Source organism: Paenibacillus jilunlii, from assembly GCF_900102965.1.
GTDB classification, from domain to species: domain Bacteria; phylum Bacillota; class Bacilli; order Paenibacillales; family Paenibacillaceae; genus Paenibacillus_AQ; species Paenibacillus_AQ jilunlii.
In genome coordinates, this window is sequence record NZ_FNGM01000004.1 from 169,789 (window position 1) to 191,273 (window position 21,485).

At 50.4% G+C, this 21,485-nt stretch carries 19 protein-coding genes and 1 tRNA gene; 12 read left to right on the forward strand and 8 right to left on the reverse strand.

Annotated elements, in window-relative coordinates:
• Positions 1 to 83: 83 nt before the first annotated feature.
• On the reverse strand, positions 84 to 1,232 hold the full coding sequence (locus tag BLQ82_RS10180; protein WP_062523933.1) for a response regulator: 1,149 nt from the start codon (positions 1,230 to 1,232) through the stop codon (positions 84 to 86).
• Between the two features lie 273 nt (positions 1,233 to 1,505).
• Between BLQ82_RS10180 and BLQ82_RS10185 the strand changes: the two genes are divergently transcribed.
• From BLQ82_RS10185 to BLQ82_RS10200, 4 genes are read left to right on the forward strand one after another with little or no spacing between them, the layout of a single operon-like run.
• Positions 1,506 to 2,030, forward strand: a complete 525-nt coding sequence (locus tag BLQ82_RS10185) for an RNA polymerase sigma factor (protein WP_280140361.1) — start codon at positions 1,506 to 1,508, stop codon at positions 2,028 to 2,030.
• Positions 2,027 to 2,482, forward strand: a complete 456-nt coding sequence (locus tag BLQ82_RS10190; RefSeq protein WP_062523935.1) for an anti-sigma factor family protein — start codon at positions 2,027 to 2,029, stop codon at positions 2,480 to 2,482. Before BLQ82_RS10185 ends, BLQ82_RS10190 begins: the two co-directional genes overlap by 4 nt.
• Positions 2,483 to 2,520: 38 nt before the next feature.
• A complete protein-coding gene (locus BLQ82_RS10195; protein ID WP_062523936.1) occupies positions 2,521 to 3,018 on the forward strand; it encodes a hypothetical protein in 498 nt (165 codons plus the stop codon).
• A gap of 18 nt (positions 3,019 to 3,036) precedes the next feature.
• Complete coding sequence (locus BLQ82_RS10200) at positions 3,037 to 4,125, forward strand: DUF4097 family beta strand repeat-containing protein (RefSeq protein WP_062523937.1); 1,089 nt, start codon at positions 3,037 to 3,039, stop codon at positions 4,123 to 4,125.
• Between the two features lie 202 nt (positions 4,126 to 4,327).
• Here BLQ82_RS10200 and BLQ82_RS10205 read toward each other — a convergent pair whose 3' ends face one another.
• Positions 4,328 to 5,308 carry an aldo/keto reductase gene (locus tag BLQ82_RS10205; RefSeq protein ID WP_062523938.1) on the reverse strand — a complete coding sequence of 327 codons (981 nt, stop codon included), beginning with the start codon at positions 5,306 to 5,308 and terminating at the stop codon, positions 4,328 to 4,330.
• 214 nt (positions 5,309 to 5,522) lie between these two features.
• On the opposite strand from BLQ82_RS10205, the gene leuB reads away from it, so the two are divergent.
• From leuB to BLQ82_RS10230, 5 genes are all read left to right on the forward strand, one after another.
• Positions 5,523 to 6,605, forward strand: a complete 1,083-nt coding sequence (gene leuB, locus BLQ82_RS10210; RefSeq protein ID WP_062523939.1) for a 3-isopropylmalate dehydrogenase — start codon at positions 5,523 to 5,525, stop codon at positions 6,603 to 6,605.
• Between the two features lie 239 nt (positions 6,606 to 6,844).
• On the forward strand, positions 6,845 to 7,384 hold the full coding sequence (locus BLQ82_RS10215) for a peroxiredoxin (RefSeq protein WP_039839781.1): 540 nt from the start codon (positions 6,845 to 6,847) through the stop codon (positions 7,382 to 7,384).
• A gap of 225 nt (positions 7,385 to 7,609) precedes the next feature.
• A complete protein-coding gene (locus BLQ82_RS10220; protein WP_025704573.1) occupies positions 7,610 to 8,017 on the forward strand; it encodes a hypothetical protein in 408 nt (135 codons plus the stop codon).
• A 354-nt stretch (positions 8,018 to 8,371) separates the two neighbouring features.
• On the forward strand, positions 8,372 to 9,475 hold the full coding sequence (locus BLQ82_RS10225; protein WP_062523940.1) for an ATP-binding protein: 1,104 nt from the start codon (positions 8,372 to 8,374) through the stop codon (positions 9,473 to 9,475).
• Positions 9,476 to 9,591: 116 nt separating this feature from the next.
• On the forward strand, positions 9,592 to 11,136 hold the full coding sequence (locus BLQ82_RS10230) for a leucyl aminopeptidase (protein ID WP_244280753.1): 1,545 nt from the start codon (positions 9,592 to 9,594) through the stop codon (positions 11,134 to 11,136).
• A 113-nt stretch (positions 11,137 to 11,249) separates the two neighbouring features.
• On the opposite strand, the gene BLQ82_RS31910 is transcribed toward BLQ82_RS10230, so the two are convergent.
• From BLQ82_RS31910 to BLQ82_RS10245, 4 genes are all read right to left on the reverse strand, one after another.
• Positions 11,250 to 11,387: a hypothetical protein gene (locus tag BLQ82_RS31910; protein WP_167529889.1), complete on the reverse strand. Its 138-nt coding sequence runs from the start codon at positions 11,385 to 11,387 to the stop codon at positions 11,250 to 11,252.
• Between the two features lie 97 nt (positions 11,388 to 11,484).
• The gene (locus BLQ82_RS10235) at positions 11,485 to 11,679 is read right to left on the reverse strand and encodes a FeoB-associated Cys-rich membrane protein (RefSeq protein ID WP_039839777.1); all 195 of its coding nucleotides are present in this window, start codon (positions 11,677 to 11,679) and stop codon (positions 11,485 to 11,487) included.
• Positions 11,680 to 11,725: 46 nt separating this feature from the next.
• Complete coding sequence (feoB, locus tag BLQ82_RS10240) at positions 11,726 to 13,738, reverse strand: ferrous iron transport protein B (protein WP_062523941.1); 2,013 nt, start codon at positions 13,736 to 13,738, stop codon at positions 11,726 to 11,728.
• Positions 13,735 to 13,977: a FeoA family protein gene (locus BLQ82_RS10245; protein WP_060863425.1), complete on the reverse strand. Its 243-nt coding sequence runs from the start codon at positions 13,975 to 13,977 to the stop codon at positions 13,735 to 13,737. Before BLQ82_RS10245 ends, feoB begins: the two co-directional genes overlap by 4 nt.
• Before the next feature lie 240 nt (positions 13,978 to 14,217).
• Between BLQ82_RS10245 and BLQ82_RS10250 the strand changes: the two genes are divergently transcribed.
• The 3 genes from BLQ82_RS10250 (at position 14,218) to BLQ82_RS10260 (ending at position 17,630) form a co-directional block, all read left to right on the forward strand.
• On the forward strand, positions 14,218 to 15,177 hold the full coding sequence (locus BLQ82_RS10250; RefSeq protein WP_062523942.1) for an aldolase catalytic domain-containing protein: 960 nt from the start codon (positions 14,218 to 14,220) through the stop codon (positions 15,175 to 15,177).
• Positions 15,178 to 15,356: 179 nt separating this feature from the next.
• Positions 15,357 to 17,480, forward strand: coding sequence for a putative bifunctional diguanylate cyclase/phosphodiesterase (locus BLQ82_RS10255; protein ID WP_062523943.1), 2,124 nt, complete (start codon positions 15,357 to 15,359; stop codon positions 17,478 to 17,480).
• Between the two features lie 76 nt (positions 17,481 to 17,556).
• A tRNA-Gly gene (locus BLQ82_RS10260) sits at positions 17,557 to 17,630 on the forward strand.
• Positions 17,631 to 17,791: 161 nt separating this feature from the next.
• Here BLQ82_RS10260 and BLQ82_RS10265 read toward each other — a convergent pair.
• Both BLQ82_RS10265 and BLQ82_RS10270 read right to left on the reverse strand, forming a co-directional pair.
• Positions 17,792 to 19,759 (reverse strand): serine hydrolase domain-containing protein, encoded by a 1,968-nt coding sequence (locus BLQ82_RS10265; RefSeq protein WP_244280759.1) that lies wholly within the window; start codon positions 19,757 to 19,759, stop codon positions 17,792 to 17,794.
• A 267-nt stretch (positions 19,760 to 20,026) separates the two neighbouring features.
• Positions 20,027 to 21,382 (reverse strand): dipeptidase, encoded by a 1,356-nt coding sequence (locus BLQ82_RS10270; protein WP_062523945.1) that lies wholly within the window; start codon positions 21,380 to 21,382, stop codon positions 20,027 to 20,029.
• Positions 21,383 to 21,485: the final 103 nt, after the last annotated feature.

Genomic DNA, 21,485 nt, shown 5'->3' on the forward strand with positions numbered 1-21,485 from the left:
CCGTGGGCGCATCAGTCCAGGGTGTCTTTTAGTGCATTCTAATTAAATGATCAGGCCTCACTGTTCAGTGCTGCGGGCAGCCTCTACAGGCTTTTGAAATTATGCTGTTTCCATTCCTCATACCAGGTCTTAATGTTATCGGGCATATCTACGTCCAGCTCACGCTTCAGAAGGTCTGCCAGATATTGATACTGCTCCTCGATTGCCGAACGTTCTCCGATGCTGTCATACACCTTCATCAGCCCCAAGTGGCCCTGCTCAAAATAAGGCTGAAGCTGAACCACCCGCTGATACACCGTTACCGCTTCGGGAATTCTTCCCCTGGCAGCATAGAATTCAGCCATTCTCATGGCATGATGCAGCCAGATCGTCCGAAGACGCTGACGCTCACTCTCAGCCCATAAATAATCGTAGTCGTTCAAATAGTCACCTGAGTAGAAATAGAAGAGATGCTGATGCTTTTCGCAGTTCTCCGCGTCTATAGGCCCGAGAGTGAGAATACCCTTTTCCCATTCATAGCTGTCGACCAGCAGAGAGCCTGTCTCCATAGTATAACCTTCCCCGCCGCTGGCGCTGCTGATTTGCAGCCCGATATCAGCCTGCTTCAGACTTTGGCGGATCTGATAAATGGTGGTATAGAGGTGAGTTGAAGCCCGCTTCAGATTGAAATCCGGCCACAGCAGCTCGATAAGGCTGTCCTTGCTGACAAAACGGTTGCGGTTATGGAACAAATAAGCGAATAATTCCTGTGCTTTGGAGGTGCGCCAGCGGATAGCAGGAAGCGGCTGGCCGGCACGCTCAAAGCGCAAAGACTGAAAGCTGCGGATCATGATCTCTTGTTCAGGCTTATGGACAGATCCTTCCTTCTTGCTGATTCGTTCTTCCAGCCGGTGGATGGTCTTAAGCAGGCGGTCACGCCGGACAGGCTTCAGCACATAATCCAGGGCATACAGCTCAAAAGCCTCCACGGCATAGCTGTTATAAGCGGTCACAAACACAATGCTGGTGCCGGGATACAGGCTTTGCATGGCTTCCGCAACCTGCACACCATTCATTTCGGGCATATCTATATCCAGGAAAATAACGTCAGGCTGAAGCTGGGTAGCGATGCTGACGGCTTCGACCGGGTCCGTGCAGGAGCCCAAGATATTTACCGTTGTTAATTCTTCCAGCATCAGCTTTAATTTCATAAGGGCAAGCCGCTCATCATCCACCAGCAGAGCTTGTATCATTCCGATCCCACCACTTCTTTTAGGATTATCATGCTGCAGACAAACCGCTTGGAGGAAGGTTGAACTCCGGGTACAATAAGGCTGTTGGAATTAAGAAACGGATATACGGTTTGCTAGTTATGTATTTTCGACAGGAAGACAGTATTTCCTTCAAATAGGGAGGCTTCTGCCTCCCCGGAAAAATAGTTGAAATCCTTTGCAGGGGAAAAGAGAAGTCCTGCGTCTAATATTATGTAGCTGAAGGAGGGGAGAATACTGGAAGAGGCAGAATGGATTTCAGCCGTGCTTAGCGGGCAGCATCAGGCCTTCGGGCATTTGGTGGAACGTTATCAAGGCATGGTATATCGGGTATGCATCAAGATTACAGGTGAGGCTGAGTCGGCCAAGGATATGGCTCAGGAGGTCTTCATCAAAGCCTATAAGGCGCTCCCTTCCTTCAGAGGGCAATCTTCATTCTCCACATGGCTGTACCGGATTGCTTACCGGACCTGTCTGGACTGGAAACGGGCCAATGACAGGGAGTGGCGGCACCGCAGTACGGCGGATTATACAGAGAATGATTGGGTGACATCGCAGACGCCAGAGCAAGTGCTGCTCCGCAAGGAAGCTTCGGAGGAGCTGGGCGAGAATCTGAACCATCTCACAGAACCGTACCGGTCGGTCGTGCAGATGTATTATTTTCAGCGACACTCTTATCAGGAGATTGCCGAGCAGAAAGGCATTTCAGTCAAAACGGTAGAGTCACAACTGTACAGGGCCAGACAAATGATGCGTAAAAACGGGGAGGAATGGCGATGAATTGTGCAACAGTAAAAGAATGGATGCCGCATTATATCGATGGCTTGCTGTCTCCCGAAGCGGAGCTGAGAATCCGTCTGCACATCGAGTCTTGTCCCGATTGCGCTCAGTGGCTGGAGGAAGCGAAGCAAATGTCTGCTTTATGGAATGAAATGGAGAGCGGACAGGAGCCTTTGGATTTTCTGGATATTCCAGATATCACTGCTGATGTCATGGCCCAAGTTGAACAGCTGGAGACAGGACGCCGGGAACGGTCGGTTAGGGCAACTATGGCAAGACGCCGGACAGCCCCCAGAACCTCATGGGTACACTATGGAGTCGCGGTCGGCCTGACTTTCCTGCTGCTGCAGCTTGGGGTGTTCAAAGATATGGCTTACGGCATTACTGAGATAAACGGGCATATGTCCACATCGGTCAGTGCCTGGCTTAACCCTGACAGTGTAAATAAATAAACGGATCTATTCAGCAACTTCAAATAGGAGGATATTTTATGATTAAAAAAAGACGTTGGCTCACCTTTCTTCTGGCAATGGTTCCGGGACTCGGGCATCTGTATTTAGGCTTTAAAAAATTGGGGCTTGAGTATATGATTGGAGCATCCTTATGTATTATCTTTATTCCCTCGATGCCAATGGTCTTCCCGTTCGCTCTGGCTGCGCTGTGGTTCTATCAATTATTTGATGCCCTTCAGAAAGCAGCCTGGATGAAAATATCCGCCGAAGAGCATGAACGCATGATGTTCCATCCGGACGCCTACGGGATGCCCTGGGGTATGGGGATGCCCGCCAGTCCGGCTTATCCGAACGATGATGTGAATCCGGTCTGGATCGGTTTCGGCTGTGTAGCTGCGGGTATTCTGCTGCTGATCGTCACCACCTTCCCGGGGCTCTGGGATTTGCTTACCGAAATGAATATCGGATCCATCCTGTTGTCGCTGGGCCTGATCGGCTACGGGCTGAGAATGCTGAAGAAAAATCCAAAAGTATAGAGAAATGGGGAAATAACAATGGCAAGATGGAAGATCGGCAGTTTTACCGCAGCCTTGGGCTGCATCATCTTGGGGGTAATCATCGCATTGGCCCAATTTGATGTGATAACTTACCAGGCGTTGGGGTACCTCTGGCCTGCCCTGCTTATATTGTTCGGGCTGGAGACATTGCTGCGGATGTTCATCAAATCCGATGCCAAAACCCGTATAAGCGGTTGGGCTGTAGTCCTCATTGTGTTATTGGTTGCTGCCAGCGGGGCCCAAAAAGTGCTGGCTGGCGGCTCGCTCAGCGGAATCTTTGGCAATACCCAGCTCGTGCCAGTGAATGGAACGGCCGAGGTGCAGCCAGGGATTAAAAATGTGAAGATCGAGCTGCCACACGGCAAGATTAAGCTTAATGGAGTGGAAGGCAGCAAGCTTGACTATGAAGGGAAGCTGGAATTACCAGGAGACTCGGAACAAGAGGCCTCCAGCGCATTGGCGCAGAAATGGACCGTTATTGCCGAAGGAGACACCTTGACGATGAAGCTGGAGGGAAATTCGGGCTGGCTGTCCAATATTCATATCGGGTTCAATTTCAAAGATCCCTATTTAAATGTCAGCCTTCCCAGCAATCTTGCAGTAGAAGTCGAAACCAGTGACGGATCGATTGAAGCCGGCAATCTGCAGGCCGGTATTGAAGTGGATACGAGCAACGGCAGGCTGGACATTCATGATGTAGCCGGAGGCGTGGATGCTCATACCAGCAATGGAACAATAACTGCGCAGAATGTGAAGGGTGAAGTGAAGCTGGTCAGTTCCAACGGTGAGATGAGTCTGGGCAATATCGACGGTTCGTTGTTTGCCAAGAGCAGCAACGGCAAGATTACGATTAACTCGGGGATCACAGGCGAATGGAAATGCTCCTCCAGCAATGGCAAGATCATAGCTGGTCTGCCGGCTGCTACGGATGCGACGATCACCGGGGATACCAGCAACGGCTCGCTGAAGGGCAATGTCAGCTGGGACGGCAGCGACGGTCATGGAACCGCCGTACTTGGCAGCGGAACCCACAAAGTGTCTTTGTCCACCAGCAATGGGTCAGTAACGGTAGATACGGCAGAATAGCGATTATATAGCAGTATAACGAACCGGCTGTGCTGTCACAGCCAGCGGATGCATATAAGTACCCCCACAATATGAGGCCTTTGCATGGAGCTGAATCAGGTACTTTGCGGGGGACCCCATATATACTTTCTGATATGTAAAAAAAGCTGTTGTACCTGGCATAAAACTGCCTTGTACAACAGCTTTTTTAATCGCGCTGATTCTACCAGGCGTACGCCTGTGGAGCTGCACCGCCGGGACCAGGAAAAATCTCATCCAGACGCTTCAGTACGGACTCATCCAGTAGAACTTCCAGGCTGCGCAGGGCGCTTTCGAACTGCTCCAGCGTGCGCGGGCCGATAATCGGCGCGGTGACTGCGGGATTCGCCAGCAGCCAGGCGAGGGCGATATTATCCTGCGGTTCGCCAAGCTCAAGGCTCAGTTCGGCAAAAGCCTCAAGCTGGCTCTTGTACTGTTCGACCCGCTCCGCATTCCCGCCGCTGCGGCTGCCCTCTATTTTCTTGAGCGCATTGCGGCCAAGCAGTCCCCCGTCGAGCGGGCTCCACGGAATGATCCCCAAGCCAAGGCTCTGGGACGCTGGCAGAACCTCCAGCTCCGGCAGACGGCAGGTGAGGCTGTATTTATGCTGTTCGGATACAAGCCCCAGGAATCCGCGGGCCTTGGCCTCCTGCTGGGCTACAGCGATATCCCAGCCGGCGAAGTTGCTGGAGCCGACATAGCCGATTTTACCCTGGCTCACAGCAAGTTCAAAGGCACTCCAGAGCTCGTCCCAGGAGACGCTGCGGTCTACGTGGTGCATTTGGTACAGCTCGATGTGATCCGTCTGCAGACGCTGCAGCGAGCCTTCCAGATGCCGCCGGATAATATAGGAGGAGAGACCGCTTTCATCATTGGGACCGTCAAGCTTGTCGCTCATGGCACCGTAGACCTTGGTGGCGAGCACAACCTTTTCCCGCCGTCCGCCGCCCTGCTTGAACCAGCGGCCGATAATCGTTTCCGTGAGTCCGGAGTTTTCTCCCCAGCCGTATACATTGGCGGTATCAAAAAAGTTGATTCCGGCATCAAGCGCAGCGTCCATAATGCGGAAGGCTTCCTTCTCGTCCGTAATCGGACCGAAATTCATCGTTCCCAGACAAAGACGGCTGACCTTCATACCGGATTTGCCAAGCTTTGCGTATTGCACTCCACAACAACTCCTCTACATGTAATGGACAAGCCGTTTATCAATAAATACAAATTAATTGTAATCAACTTAAGAAACAAGAGCAAATCTGGTTATAGGCTTAACCTATCGCTTTCATAGAATCTATATCTTTGTCCTTTGGCCGTGGTTATGATACAACAATATACAGAAGAACTATGTCTGCGAGAAGCAGATAATCAGAGGAGTGACGGAAATGAGCGAGGTTAAAAAAATCGCCGTAATCGCCGGGGACGGTATCGGACCTGAAGTTGTGGCTGAAGCGTTAAAAGTATTGAAAAAAACAGAGGAATTGTTCGGCTATGCTTTTGAAACCGAGCAGGCACTGTTTGGCGGTATTGCCATTGATGAACGGGGAACGCCGCTTCCGGAGGATACGCTGGAAATCTGCCGCAGTGCCGATGCTGTGCTGCTGGGTGCGGTCGGCGGGCCGAAATGGGACAACAACCCCAAGGAGCTGCGTCCGGAGACCGGGCTGCTGGGCATCCGCAAAGCGCTGGGACTGTTCTCCAACCTGCGGCCTGCCGTTGTTTTTGACTGTCTGAAGGATGCTTCGACGCTGAAGCCGGAAGTGCTGGAAGGCACAGATCTCATGGTGGTGCGCGAGCTGACAGGCGGCATTTATTTCGGAGATAAGCTCCGCCGCCAAGGCGAGTTCGGCGAAGAAGCGGTAGATACATGTGTGTATAATGTAACGGAAGTAGAGCGCATTGTGCGCCAGGCCTTTGAAATTGCCGGCAAACGCCGCAATAAGCTGGCGAGCGTCGACAAAGCGAATGTACTGGAAACCTCCCGTCTCTGGCGTGAGGTTGTGAACAGAATTGCTCCCGAATATCCGCAGGTAGAGCTGGAGCATGTGCTGGTGGACAATTGCGCGATGCAATTGCTGCGCCGTCCGTCCAGCTTCGATGTCATTGTGACCGAGAATATGTTCGGGGACATTCTCAGTGATGAAGCTGCGATGCTGACCGGTTCGATCGGCATGCTGGCTTCGGCATCGCTCGGCGAAGGCAGCTACGGCCTCTATGAGCCGGTCCACGGCTCCGCGCCTGACATTGCCGGACAGGGACTGGCTAATCCAATCGCCACCATTCTGTCGCTTGCCCTGATGTTCCGCATGACCTTCGGTTATGAGGCGGCTGCGGCTGCGATTGAAGCTGCTGTGGCTGAAGTGCTGGATGCCGGACACCGCACGAGCGATATCGCTGTAGACAAGAGCAAGGCCCTCAGCACAACAGAGATGGGCGATCTCATTGTGGCGGCGATCCGCAAAGCTTAAGCTGGAACACAGCGGTTCTCCTTTTGACGCAGAAAAACAAAAAACTTCACAGAAAGTTGCTTATTTATAATAATTATAAAAAAGTAATGACTGTAATATTGACTTTGATTTTGTACGATGATACCATTTGGTCTATAGCAAGCAAGATATAACCAACTCATCAATCAAGAAAAGCATATTGCACTGGAAGTATTTTCTGACAATTGTTTTTCTTACATACTCAAAGGAGGATTTAAGCAATGGCAGAACGTTTGGTAGGTAAACCAGCCCCAGATTTCACAATGGAAACCGTAACGGGCGACGGTAAGGATTTCGGTAAGGTAAGCTTGTCCGACTATCGCGGCAAATGGCTTGTATTCTTCTTTTATCCGCTTGACTTCACATTTGTATGTCCGACGGAAATCACAGCGCTTAGCGAGGCTGCAGCTGACTTCACAGCGCTTGATACCGAAATCCTCGGTGTGAGCATCGATTCGGTTCACAGCCACAAAGCATGGATTACTACGCCTAAGGATTCGAATGGTCTTGGTCCAATCAACTTCCCGCTCGCTTCGGATATCACGAAGAAGGTTGCCAGCGATTATGGCGTCCTGATCGAAGAAGAAGGTGTGGCACTGCGCGGCTTGTTCATCATCGATCCTGACGGTGAGCTGAAATACCAGGTAGTCAACCACAACGATGTAGGCCGCAGCGTAGAAGAAACACTTCGTGTTCTGCAAGCCCTGCAATCAGGCGGACTCTGCGCGATGAACTGGAAACCGGGCGACAAGAATCTGTAAGTCCGGGCTGGCATAAGCAGCGATCTTTGATATACTAAGAAGACCTCCTTGCGGGAGAAATTCCCGGCGAGGGGGTTTTTTGCACCAAACCGCCCTTAAACAAAGAGTATTCGTATGAAAATGGGCGCAAAGGTTAACTTATAGCTTCAAGCAGTGGAATCTCCGCTGCCATTTTGTAATACAATATACGAAATCAATGTAAAATGCCAAGGAGGGTGAACAAAAATGAGCTTTTGCTGTGGAGCGAGTATGGTTGGAACGAAGGGAACCCTAAAGCATTATCGCACGCAAGTCCATAATGTTCCCCTGCTTTTTTGCCCGGTCTGCCATCGGGTGGAGGTACATTATAAAGTCGAAAACGAATATGAAATTCTGGCGGAATATGCCCATGGCGACGGTGTGACCGATGTTGATTTTCAGGACTATGTAATGGAGGATGAAGAAGCGATCTTCGAGAATGTCATTAACGTAGAGAGTGAAGATCCGCTGAATATCGTTCGCAGCCAGATTGACATGGCTCTTGACCTGCTGGCTGTTGCTAAGCAGATTGAAGATACCAAGTGGGAACGTGAGCTTAAGAAACGTCTGGCTGTAATGAGCCAGCGGCGGCATCGCCTGCAGCAAAAAGCCTGAAAACACAGAAATAACAGCCCGTCTATGTATCGGCCTTATATAGTGACTCAAGAGCCTCCGCCTGTAGCGGGGGCTCTTTTTGCAGCCCAAAAGCTGCATGACGCAAGGGGAACCGGTTTCTCTATGATAATTAGTGTGTCTTTAGAATCATTTTATGAATATTTTTCTAATTCGACAGTTTCTCTGATTGCGTTGTCTGCTTCTCTTGGATATGATTGGAATATAGTTGAAACGGTTGGATAATATAATACGATTTCCGAATGTTCTGGCGGCTTCGTCATATACTTAAATACATAGTAATTTGATGTCGCTTAAGCTCTTCGTCAAATGCAGTAAAAGGGGGAACTTCGTATCGTGATAAGCCAATATCAGGAAAGCTTGCTTTTGCCTGCAAGAACGTTTCAATCTGGTCCTATGAACACTACATATGAGGATGTACTCGAGCATATTGACAGCGGAATTTTGCTATTTGATGAAGATGGTGTGCTGACGTTTGTAAATAAGCAGATGTACGGCATTCTTGGGTTGAACAGGCATTCCCTTCTGGGCTGCACTTTGCTTCACTTGCTGTCGAATATCCAGCTGAACCGTTTCAAGAAGAAGCAGGTGCTGCACGGATACCGTGAAATGATGAAGAAAGGTAAGCCAAGCTATGAGTTTGTAGATGAATACGGCCGGTATTGGAAAGTGTCTCTGCACTGCGGCGAGCAAATGAAAGGCTGCTATCTGTTCACGTTCAAGGAAATCTCCGATTACAAGCTGATTGAACAAACGGCTTACCAGAACGACAGTCTCGCCATGCTTGGCAAACTATCAGCATCGATTGCCCATGAGATCCGGAATCCGCTGACTGCGATTCGCGGGTTCATTCAATTGCTGCATCCCCATCTTCATCAGTTGGGCAAAGAGGAGTACGCCAAGATCATATTAGCAGAGATCGATCGTGCGAACGATATTATTCATGAATTTCTGACCTCTTCCAAACCTTCAGTGCCGCAGGTGGCAATGATTCCAGTGTCGGCACTGCTAAAAGAAGTAGTACTGCTGACTGAAAGCGAAGCATTGATGAAAGGCTGCGAGATCAATTTTTATCCGCTTCAGGAGGATATGATCATCTCAGGCGATATCAAGCAGATGAAGCAGGTCGTGCTTAATATAATAAGGAACGCAATGGAAGCGATTACCGAGAAGGTTGATGATTCGATGGGCAGGATCGAGCTGGGGGCTTCCAGAGAAGGCGCCGAGGTTCGCATCTTTATTTCCGACAATGGCAAAGGGATGGATATCTGCACCCTTGACAGGTTGTTTAGTCCTTTTTTCACCACGAAGGAAAATGGGACGGGACTCGGACTGTCCGTCAGCGACCGGATTATTAAGAACCACGGGGGATGCATTTCTGTCAGCAGCCGGGTCAACGAGGGGACACGATTTGTCATCTCGTTGCCGTTGATTCAATAGTTGCTATAATTATAATATAGGTTATGGGTGGCTGATCCCTGCACAGCAAGGCTGTGTAGGAGATCAGCCTATCTGCGTTCTTACGAAGATATCATCATCCCAAGCACTGGACAGGAGTGATTCTTATCGATATTCAATGGAGCAGCGGCAGCCGGGCAGAGGCACTGCAGGGTGACGCACTTTGTCTGTTTATAACAGAGAATGAAGTTGAAAGCAGTGAGGCTGGTGAATGGGCAGAGCAAATTAACCGGCTCTCCAAAGCCGGGCTGTTCGGCGGCAAGCTGAATCAGATCTATGTCCTTCCGCTGGATGGGCAGTCTGAGCTTCCTGTTGTCATTCTCGCAGGCTGCGGGCATGGGCTGGCGGGAACGGAAGAACTCCGTTTTCTTGCGGCTCAGACGGCCCGTGCTGCTCTCAGGCTACAAGCAGTCAGACTCATCGTCCAGGTACCGGACAATCCCAGTAAGCTGACTGGCGCAGGGGCCGAAGAGGCCGGGCAAGCACTGGCGGAAGGGCTCATTCTGGGAGCTTACCGCCGGACGCATTACAAGCGGGAACAGCCGGTTTATACAGGTCTTGAGTCTGCTATAATCCACCTGGACCGGAAGGCAGAGGCCGCAGAGTCTCTGGAATGGTCTCTAGGGATCAAGCGGGGTCAGGCTTTTGGCGATGCAACCAACCTGGCACGCAATCTTACCAACCTTCCTGGAAATCTGCTGACTCCATCAGCGCTTGCCATGGCGGCGATTGAAGTTGCCGAGCGGCATGGATTCCCTGCTGAAGTTCTGGATGAACAGGAAATCGCACAGAAGGGGATGGGAGGACTGCTGGCAGTCGGCAAAGGAAGTGTGCATCCTCCACGAATGATTGTTATCCGTTATCAGGGCACCAGCCAGTGGGAGAATGTTACTGCTATCGTAGGCAAGGGCATTACCTTCGATACCGGCGGCATTTCGCTCAAGCGGGCACCGGGAATGGAGGATATGATCAGCGATATGGGCGGTGCAGCGGCTGTCCTTGGCGTTATGGAGGCGCTGGGGACACTGCGTCCGCGGATTAACGTGGTGATGCTTATTCCTTCTGCAGAAAATATGCCTGCAGCCAATGCCTTCAAACCGGGGGACATCGTGACGACCCTGAGCGGCCGGACCATCGAAATCCTAAATACCGATGCGGAAGGCCGGGTTGTGCTGGCAGATGCGCTCACCTATTCCCTGGAATGGGGCGCTGAACGGATTATTGATGTAGCGACGCTGACAGGCGCTGTGCTCTCGGTTCTGGGTGATATTGCAACGGGGGCTGTAACCAATAATGAGGTTATGATGGAGGCATTTCAGGCAGCCTCTATTCGCGCGGGAGAGAAAATATGGCAGCTGCCGGTGTATCCCGAGTTTCGCGAGATGCTAAACAGCGAGGTGGCAGATATCCGCAATGCAGCCGGAAGATACGGCGGAGCCAGCACAGCAGGCTTGTTCATCGGTGAGTTTGCGGAGGGGCGGCCTTGGATTCATCTGGACATTGCCGGGACGGCATTTCTGTCCAAGGAACGCGGAGTGAATCCCAAGGGGGCAACCGGTGTAATGGTGCGCACGCTGCTGCAATATTTACTGCACTTGAATGCTGACGATGAGGCCAGAGCTGCGGCTAAACTTCAAAGCTGAGGACGGTATCAAAAAGATAACAGCAAAACGGTACCTTCCTTAGGAAAAGGAGGTACCGTTTGTGCTTCATAAAATGACGTATAAGCACGGCCCACACCGTTCATCGGCTCCGGCTAGCTGTTTCTTTTGGCTCTGAGTTGGGAAGTAATGGACTGAATGCCGTTCATGACCTTGTTACGCGCATCCTTGTTTCTGAGTAGGTAGGCTGCTCCAAGCGCTGCCGTAGTAAATAAAGTCTTTTTGGTATTCATGTGTTTTCCCTCCTTGGGTTGGTCTGGTTGTAGTTGCATATAACTAACATACCCCCATCCCAGGGATCTTAAACGAATGACTCTATGATGTCTGATTTCAGGCCTTGGCTGAATGCTTGGGATCTACCGGTCCTCCGCTGCAGGAGAATGGGGAAGTTGCGGAGGCGGCAGCGCAGGTCTTGGCTTTGTCACACCCGGCGCAAGCCCCTTCTTTTCCCTTCTGCACGTGACGGTAGATCATCCAGCCGGAGTAGCCAAATACAAGCGCTATAATCAATATATTTATTATCATTGCAGTTCCCCGCTTTCGCTCAAGTAACTTTTGATTGTACCGAATCCTACGACAAGCCTAACAAGCTTCCGCCTTGAAAAATGACCAATGAAACCAAATACGCCAGCACCAGCGAATATCCCATGGAGAAAAAGGTCCATTTCCACGAAGCTGTCTCTTTCCTAATAACCCCTACTGTAGCGAGGCAAGGGATATAGAGCAGGATAAAGGCCATGAAGCTGACTGAGCTGAGCGGTGTGAACACCTGTGAGATTTGGCCTTCCAGTCCGGCGGCATCCGGAGCATGATAGATAATATTCATGGTGGATACGACGACCTCTTTGGCCAGAAAACCGGGAACCAGCGTGGAGCCGGCTTGCCACGTGCCAAATCCAAGCGGATGGAGAAGAGGTGCGATCAACCCGCCAAATTTAGCAAGGAAGCTGTGATCCATATCCACATTCAATCCGGAAGGGCCAGCATAGGACATCAGCCAGATAATCACTGAACCGGCAAGAATGATCGTTCCCGCCTTGCGCAGAAACCCTTTGCCTTTTTCCCAGGTGCTGCGGCCAAGCGTCTTCAGCTGGGGCATCCGGTAGGGCGGAAGCTCAATGATAAAGACGGAGGATTCGTTCTTGAACAGATGTTTGGAGAACAATTTACACAAGATGAGTGCAAACACAACGCCCAGCACATACATGGCCAGAACTGCCGTAGCCTGCTGAGCAGGGAAAAATACAGCTGCAAACAGCAGATACACCGGAAGCCGTGCCGAACAGGACATAAGCGGCATCAGGAGGGTAGTCAGCATACGGTCTTTAGGCTGCTCAATACTGCGTGCGGCCATTATGGCCGGCACGTTGCAGCCGAAGCCGATGATAAAAGGGATGAAAGCTTTGCCGTTGAGCCCCATACGCTCCATTGTGCTGTCCATCAGCAGGCAGACACGCGCCATATAACCGGAGTCCTCAAGGAATGAGATCATCAGGAACAGGATGAAGATCTGCGGAATGAAGACGACAACCCCGCCAACACCGCCAATAATTCCGTCCACGATAAGCGCGTGTGTGAAGCCTGATGCCCCGACCGTTTGAAGCAGAGAACTCGCTCCATTGCTGATGGGGCCTGATATCAAGCCGTCTACAAGATCCGATAAAGGCCCGCCGACCCAGTCAAAGGTTGTCTTAAACATCGCGTACATAAAGAAAATGAACAGCGGCAGCCCAAGAAAACGGTGCGTCAGAATGGAATCCAGTCTTTCCGTCAGATTATGCGGCTTAAGGAGCGTAGTATCCATAGCGGCTGTACAGAGGGAGCGGATGTAGTCCATACGGATAGACCGGATCCATTGAGGCAGCGTCAGCGCCTGCTTGCTGCTCTGCAATGCACTCTGGCACCGGTCGCAGATAACCATGAGGCGGGAGATATCCATACGTTTCTTCAGCAGTTCCAGAACAACCGGATTCTGCTCCATCAACTGTAAGGCAACCCAGCGCAGATTGGGCAGTCCGGAAATAGACTTCAGTTCTGTTTCGATGGATGCGATGGCTTGCTCGGCCAGTTCGCCATAATCCAGCCGGAAGGTTACCTGAGGGATCGCTGAAGCTTTCTCCAGAACGCTGAGTACTTGTCCGCTGCCTTTTCCGCTTCTGGCAATAAGCGGGAGAACGGTAATGCCAAGACGGGACTGCAATACCTCATGATTGACTGCAATGCCGCGCGCCTTGGCCACGTCGATCATGTTCAGTCCCAGGACAGTGGGTTTGCCGTATTCAAGCAATTGAAGGGTGAGCAGCAGATTGCGTTCCAGCTGGGAGGCATCAACGATATTAATGAGGGCTTCCGGGGATTCCTCAATCAGATATTGCGTGGCGACACCCTCATCACGGGAGAGGGGGTGCAGCGAATATATACCAGGGAGATCGATCAGCTTGCCAGCGCCGTTCTTCAGGCTGCCGATTTTTTTCTCAACAGTTACACCTGCCCAGTTACCCACATATTCATAGGAAGAAGTCAGTGTATTGAAAAGCGAGGTTTTACCTGTATTAGGATTACCTACGAGTGCAATTGAACTCATGAGACATTCACCTCAATCATGGAAGCTTCCTTCCGGCGGATAGCGAACAACTGACCGTTGCATTCCAGGGTAATGGGACCGAGAAAAGGCCCTTTTCCTTTCAGACGGATCATTACGCCTTCAGACACACCGAGATCAGCCAAGCGGCGCCGCAGGATGGGGTTCATTCCTTCTATTCTTTGAATGGAGCCTGTTGAGCCCGGCTGTAAGCGCAGTAAGGAGCAAGATGTGGAAGCCATTTAAATCCCTCCGAGAGAGATTGATAATCAATCTCAATTGTTTTCTTGTACTTTAGCATTTTTTATACATTTTTTCCGTGATATTTGTCATTGCCTATTATATGAGGGAGGGAGTATGAAGAGAATCTGAAATTTTCTTTACAATTGATTCTTCACTACAGTATGATTGAACGATAATGACTGCATAGGAAGTCCATCCTGGCGGCAAAATGAGGGTTATAACTGAAAGGAGAACACAAGGTGAAGAGTAATAAAAGCAAGATTGTCGATTGCACGATCCGCGATGGCGGTTTGGTTAATAACTGGGATTTCAGTGTTGAATTCGTTCAGAATCTGTATGCCGGCCTGAATGAGGCTGGTGTTGATTATATGGAGATCGGGTATAAAAATTCCCCTAAACTGCTCAAAGGAGCTGAAGGAGCCGGGCCTTGGCGTTTTTTGAATGATGATTTTCTGAGAAAAGTGATTCCGCAGAAGGGTCACACTAAGCTGTCAGCGCTTGTGGATATTGGCCGGGTGGATGAGAATGATATTTTGCCCCGCAGTGAAAGTATGCTGGATCTGATCCGTGTTGCCTGCTACAGCAAAGATGTGGACAAGGCCCTGCAGCTGGTGCAGACGTTCCACGATCTTGGTTATGAAACTACTATTAATATCATGGCCTTGTCGAATGTCATGGAGAATGAATTGTTGGAAGCCTTTGAACAAATCCGCGAGAGCGTTGTAGACGTTGTATATATTGTGGATTCATACGGCAGTCTGGACCATAACGACATTCATTACCTGGTGGAAAAATTCCAAACCCACCTGCCGAATAAGCGCTTAGGGGTACATACCCATAACAATCTGCAGCTGGCTTTCTCCAACACCCTTCTAGCTTCCGAAAAAGGTGTAGAACTGCTTGATGCTTCCTGCTACGGGATGGGACGTGCTGCCGGAAATTGTCCAACTGAGCTGCTGGTTACCCATTTGAAGAATACCAAGTACACGCTCCGGCCAGTGCTCGACATCCTGGAGCGGCTGATGATTCCTTTGCGTGAAAAGGAAGAATGGGGCTATATCATTCCGTATATGATTACAGGCACGCTGGATGAGCATCCGCGCTCCGCAATGGCGCTGCGTTCATCGGAGGACAAGGACAAAGCGGTTGATTTCTATGACAAGCTGACCACGCCCGAAGTGAATTTTGGAGATAAATAAAGGCTTCATGAGAAGCACTGAACTCTGGAACAGGGGGAAGTGCTTTTTATTTTCTCCGGGGCTTTCTTTTAATAAAAGTCGAATGTAACTTTACTGAGCTATCCAGCCGATATTTATACATAGGACATAAATATATCCATCCACTTATTATAGATATCAAATTCAGACGCGAGGGACCTATGAGACAAGAAGAGAAAAAGACCATACATGCGGCAATTACAGGGGCCGTGCTGTTCCTTCTGATACAAATTTTTCGTACACCGCTGGGGAATATAGAGGATAAGGATTTGTTGTCGGCGCTCTATCTGATCATTGGCTGCTGTAATGTCGCCTTTGGATTTGCTATCTTTGCACAAGGATGGCTGTTCTTCGCTAATCGATTATCCCAGGCGAGGCTTTATACGTCTGCACTTTTTTTGGGTGTATGCATATTTGACTTTTTACACACGCTTAGTTTCGTAGGCATTCCGGCAATATCTTCCTATATTAATGCTGAACAGTCCTTGTGGCTGCTCACTTTCTCGCGGTTGGCGAGTGCATTAGGAATTTTGTTCATCTTCGGCAGGGGGGACAAGCCGGTAGCGGCCGCAGGCAAAAACAAAGTCTTCCGGACCTCCTCTGTGCTGATTCTGGGCGCTCTGGCTCTGTTCATTTTTGGGGATATGGTAGCTACCCGGATGTCAGGTTATTCGCAGGTTGACGGAATGCAGCATGTCATGAATCTGGCCGTGCTTTTTATCTATCTGCTGGCCGTAGGCATCATCGTCTACCCTGGCCAAACGGAGAAGTCGGCTTCCCTCCTCATTATTATCCGCTCCCTGATCTTTTTCGCACTGGGGCAGGTATTCCTTATGAATCTTCTAAGCGTAGGAGAGATGGATTATCTGTTTGGAATGCTCAGCAGCGGTGCAGCCTATTATCTTCTGCTCAAGGGCGTATACCGGCTTACCATTGAAGAGCCTTTTCAAGAAAATGAGGAGGCTGAGGCCCGGATTAATTATTTGGCTTACCACGATGATCTGACCGGTCTGCCGAATAGACGCCGCCTGATGCAGCGCGTGGAAGAAATGCTGCTTCAGAGTGAACGGGACAAGAGCCGCGGCTTCACTGCACTCGTTATTATGAATATCAATCACTTCAAAAATATAAATGACTCGCTCGGACATTACGCCGGCGATCTTCTGCTTCAATTGGTCGCCAAGCGTATTGGGAATGAAGCGAAAGCGAATGAAGAGCTCTACAGTATGGGAGCGGATGAGTTTGCCTTTCTCATGACGGACCGGACGGGTGTAGAGAATTGCCTGATTCGTGCGGGGGAGCTCCTGCGGCTATTCGACACGCCGGTGCAGCTTGAATCCGGGGAGTATCATATTTCACTCAGTCTGGGCATGAGCATTTATCCTGGAGACGGGGACACGGCAGAGCAGCTGATTCAGAATGCGGATACCGCCGTTCATAATGCCAAAGACCAAGGAGTGGAGATCCGGCGGTACATACCCGCAATGCAGATGAAAGCGAAGGAACGGCTGAAACTGGAAAATGATCTGCGCCGTGCGCTTGAACGTGACGAGTTCTATCTGGTCTATCAGCCGCAGGTACAGCTCGAAACCGAGGAAATTGTCGGCATGGAAGCACTGCTGCGCTGGAATCATCCAAAACGCGGACTGGTCTCGCCCGTGGACTTCATTCCGATTGCCGAGGAGAGCGGCCTGATCGTTCCGATTGGGGAATGGGTGCTCAAGACAGCCTGCCGGCAGAATAAAATGTGGCAGAACGCCGGTTACCGGCCCATTTGCGTCTCCATCAACCTGTCTATGCGCCAATTTCTCCAGCCGAATCTGGCCGGGAAAATTGGTGTCATTCTGCAGGATATCGGGCTTGACCCTTGTTATGTTGATCTGGAGATCACGGAAAGCATGACCCTGGATAAAGAGACGGCCTTCGATCAGCTCAACCGCTTGAAGAGATTGGGGGTCTTTATCAGTATTGATGATTTCGGCACAGGCTACAGCTCTTTGCATTATCTGAAGAATATGCCGATTGACCGGCTGAAGATCGACCGTTCCTTTGTGTCGGAAGTGATGGAAGACAGCAACAACGCAGCCATCGTATCCACGATTACCTCCATGGCCCACCATTTGAAGCTGAAGGTAACGGCGGAAGGTGTGGAGAACCAGGAGCAGCTGCAGTTCCTGCGCCAGCAGCACTGCCATGAGGGGCAAGGCTATTTGTTCAGCAAACCCATTAAGGCTGCCGAATTCGAAACCTTTTTTCTGAAGCCCTCGCTGGGAATGCCATCTTAAGGGAAATAGAATGCGCCCACAGGGTTGCATTTTATTCATAGTAATGCTACAATACTTTTTGTCTTCACTTTCTATTGCGGGTGTAGTTCAATGGTAGAACTTCAGCCTTCCAAGCTGATAGCGTGGGTTCGATTCCCATCACCCGCTCCATACTTAACTTCGAAATCCTTGTTGCGCAAGGGTTTTTTATTTGCGTGTTTTTCGTCAAACAGATGACTACTTTTTGTTCATGGGGCAATTGATGTTCAAATTAGGCGGCGGGCCGAAAAGACGGATCGGAACCCTCACGATCGATCCGTCTGAATATTCAGTTACTTTTCAATTTGTCGAATTGACTTCAGGAGCTGGCTAAGCAATGCAGCCGCTTCTTGTTTGAGCATGATATCTTTCGGTCTATAGTCTACCGAACCTGTTGAAGACGTCTGTACATCGGGACCGAACAATCGCTTTCCGACGACAAACTGCAGGCCTTCAGCTGCCCAAGAAGAGTACGGGCCTTTCAAGTCGGATTGCACTGGAGCGGCGCTCAGGACAATTTTGACCAACCGCCAGACAAGGGTTGCCGCTTCTTCACGAGTGACCGGTTGGTCAGGATTGAACCTTCCGTTTGTAAATCCATTAGCAATGCCAATTTCGTATGCTGTCTGGATATGTGCCTCGTATTGATTTCCTTTCGTGTCTGCAAAAGAAGAGGGTTTCTGAGAAAGCGGATAAGTGGATAAATGGACGAGCATAGCTATGAATTGGCCGCGGGTGATCGGCTTGTCCGGCTCAAAACTGCCGGAACCTCCTTGGATGGCTCCTGATTGAGCGAGCTCATAAATGTACTCGGCATAAGGATGGTCGTCGGGTACGTCTTGGAATTTGGGCATCTCGGGGGGCTTCACCGACCAACTGCCAGGCTTGTTGTAAGCAAAGTAAAGGATGTTCCCATCGGCGTCCGGTTTAAATCCTGCTGCAACTCCCTCTTCGTCATAGAAAAGCAATTCGTCCGCTTGCCGCAAAGTATGATTACCCGAAGGAGCTTTGACGATCAATGCTCCGTCCACGGCCGAAATATCATAACTCCATCCCGGACTGCGCAAATCCCGGTATGTTCCCTCGAAGCGAAGCAACTGCTGCTTGGTCGGTTCCGGTTGCACAAAAGTCGGACCTTTTCCCTTTTTCGGGAAGTAACGATTCATGAATTGCTCGAAGAAAGGCAGGCGCAAATTGCCTTTGTCGCTGTTAAAAGCGAGAAAAACCCCGGTCTTCTCATCAGGCAGCAGCCATATGTTCGAATGGAAGCCGGGCAAATCGCCGCCCTTCTCTACGACATTGTATCCGTTGTAATATTTGGTATAGTTCGATTCCAAGCCGTAGCCGGCTCCTGGAATTTTAGGGTGAATCGTAACGCTGTTATGTTCCATCGCTCGTATAGAAGCCTCGGTCAGAATACGATGTTGGCTTGCAGGGTCATCGTTCAGCATGGCCATAAGAAACTTGGCCATATCGGCTCCAGTGGAAAACATACCGCCGGCCGGCTTGTTAACCGGTACATTGACAATTTGCTGGGCCTGCTTAAGGGAGCTGTCGTAGGGGGTAGCGATCGCTTTCTTGACTTTATCGGTGAAGATGAAATCACTGTTGTTCATGCCGAGAGGCGCAAACAAGTTCTTCATCATATACTCTTCAAACGGAAGACCGGATACCTTTTCAATAATATATCCTTGCAAATCATAGCCGTAGTTATTGTAGTTGAACACTTCGCCAGGCTTTGTGATGACGGTCGGTACGGTTTCCTTGATAAAGTCTCTTAGCGAATAGGTTTTTTGGGGATCTTCTGCGGTACCTGCGTCGAAACCGCCCGTGTGAGTCATGAGATGTTTCAAAGTGAGCGGCACCCCGGTTTTATTCGGGATTTGAACATCCGGTAAATAGGCTTGAACATCCTTGTCCAGGTCCAGTTTTCCTTTTTCAGCCAATTGCATAACCCCTACAGCAGTAAACAATTTGGATACGGATGCCACGCGGAAGACGGTATTATTGGAGTCGAACGGTTTTTGGGAGTCGACATCCGCATAGCCATACCCTTTATTCAGCAAGACTTGCCCGTTTTTCACGACGACGAGAACTGCGCCTGCAAGTTGGTCTTTTACTTCTTTTTGCTGAAAAAATGTATTCGCGAATGCTTCGATTTCAGCCTTGCCGAGGTTGACAGGGGAAGCGTTCTTTTCTGGTTCTGCCGCTGCAACAACGGATGGAACCAGTAAAGCAGCAGCGAGAATGAACGGGATCATTTTTTTCAATGTAACTCTCCTTTTCATGAATAATGGATTACAGTCTTATGCCCAGCACGAAGTTTAACCGCTTGCCTCCTTTCCTTGATAGACCAAGTATAGAAACGAAAACATAAGAAGAACTTAAGCCAATTATTAATAATATCTTAAGAGCGGTAGTTGCAGCTCTCATAGCCATTCTGGCTCACAAAAAACATAAATCTTAAAAAAAGCCAGGGTTTCCACATTATGCGGAGACCCTGGCTTTTATTATAGGGACAGGCGTTTTTATACAGTCTTGAGGAACTCGACAATGGTCAGCAGGCCTTTATCGAAATTCTCCAGATTGAAATGCTCATCCGGTGCATGCAGATTCTCGTCATCCAGGCCAAAGCCCATCAGCACCACCGGTGCTTGAAGAATGCGGGAGAAGCTTTCCATAATCGGAATGGAACCGCCGTCTTTGGTGAAAAGGGCGCGGGTGCCGTATACTTTGCCATAGGCGTCAGCCGCTGTCTGCAGAATGGGGTTCGAAGGGTCGATGTTGAAGGCGCGGGCCTTTTCCATCTGTTTTACCTGGACTTTTGCTCCTGCCTGAATGTTGGCCTTGAGATGAGCCTCAACAACATCCAAAATATGCTGAGGGTCCTGGTCGCCGACAAGGCGGCAGGTGATTTTGGCATGGGCTTCTTTAGGGATGACGGTTTTGCTGCCTTCACCCTGGAACCCGCCGTAGACACCGTTCAGTTCAAGGGTTGGCCGGGCGCCGACCCGTTCCACAAAACTGTATCCTTCTTCGCCGTACAATTGCTCCAGACCAAGCCCTGCACGGATCTTGTCTTCATCCACGCCCTGCTTGGCAAATTCTTCACGCAGCAGCGGGGATAGCTCGGGAACGCCGTCGTAGAAGCCTTCAACGGCAACGCGGCCCTTGTCGTCATGAAGTGAGCTTAGCAAAGAGACCAGCGCATGCAGCGCATTCGGCACACCGCCGCCGTAAGAGCCGGAGTGGAGATCTGTCAATGCGGTATTGACGCTGACCTCAAGCGAGCAGAGGCCGCGAAGGCCGGTGCAGATGGCCGGGCGTCCGCGTTCCAGCAGGGAAGTATCCGAGACCAGCACGGCGTCTGCTGCGAGCTTGTCTTTGCTGGCTTCCAGAAAAGGCGGCAGATGGACGCTTCCAATCTCCTCTTCGCCTTCGATGCACAGCTTGATATTGACCGGCAGGGTGCCTTCCTGCTTGAGAATGGCCTCAATGGCTTTGATGTGCATGAATACCTGGCCTTTGTCGTCGGTGGCTCCGCGGGCGTACAGCTTGCCGTCACGGATTTCCGGTTCAAATGGGGGAGTCGTCCACAGGTTAAGCGGATCAACCGGCTGCACATCATAGTGGCCGTAGACCAGGATGGTCGGCTTGCCAGGGGCATGAAGGTAGTCGGCGTAGATAACCGGATGGCCTGCGGTAGGGTATAGTTCAATGTTCTCCAGCCCGGCGCGCTTCAGGGTATCCAGCAGCCAGTGTGCTGCGGACAATACATCTTCCTTGTGGGTAGAGAGAGCCGAAATGCTGGGGATGGACAGCCATTGCTTCAGTTCGGCCAGCTGAGCTTCACGCTCAGTCTGAAAGTAGGTTTCATAAGACATAGTGAATATGTACCTCCTTGGGTTTCGCTGCGAAAAACCGGCTGAATCAGCCGGCGTAGCGTCACGGCATAGCGCCGCAGTCTTTTTTTGGCAGTGTAATGCC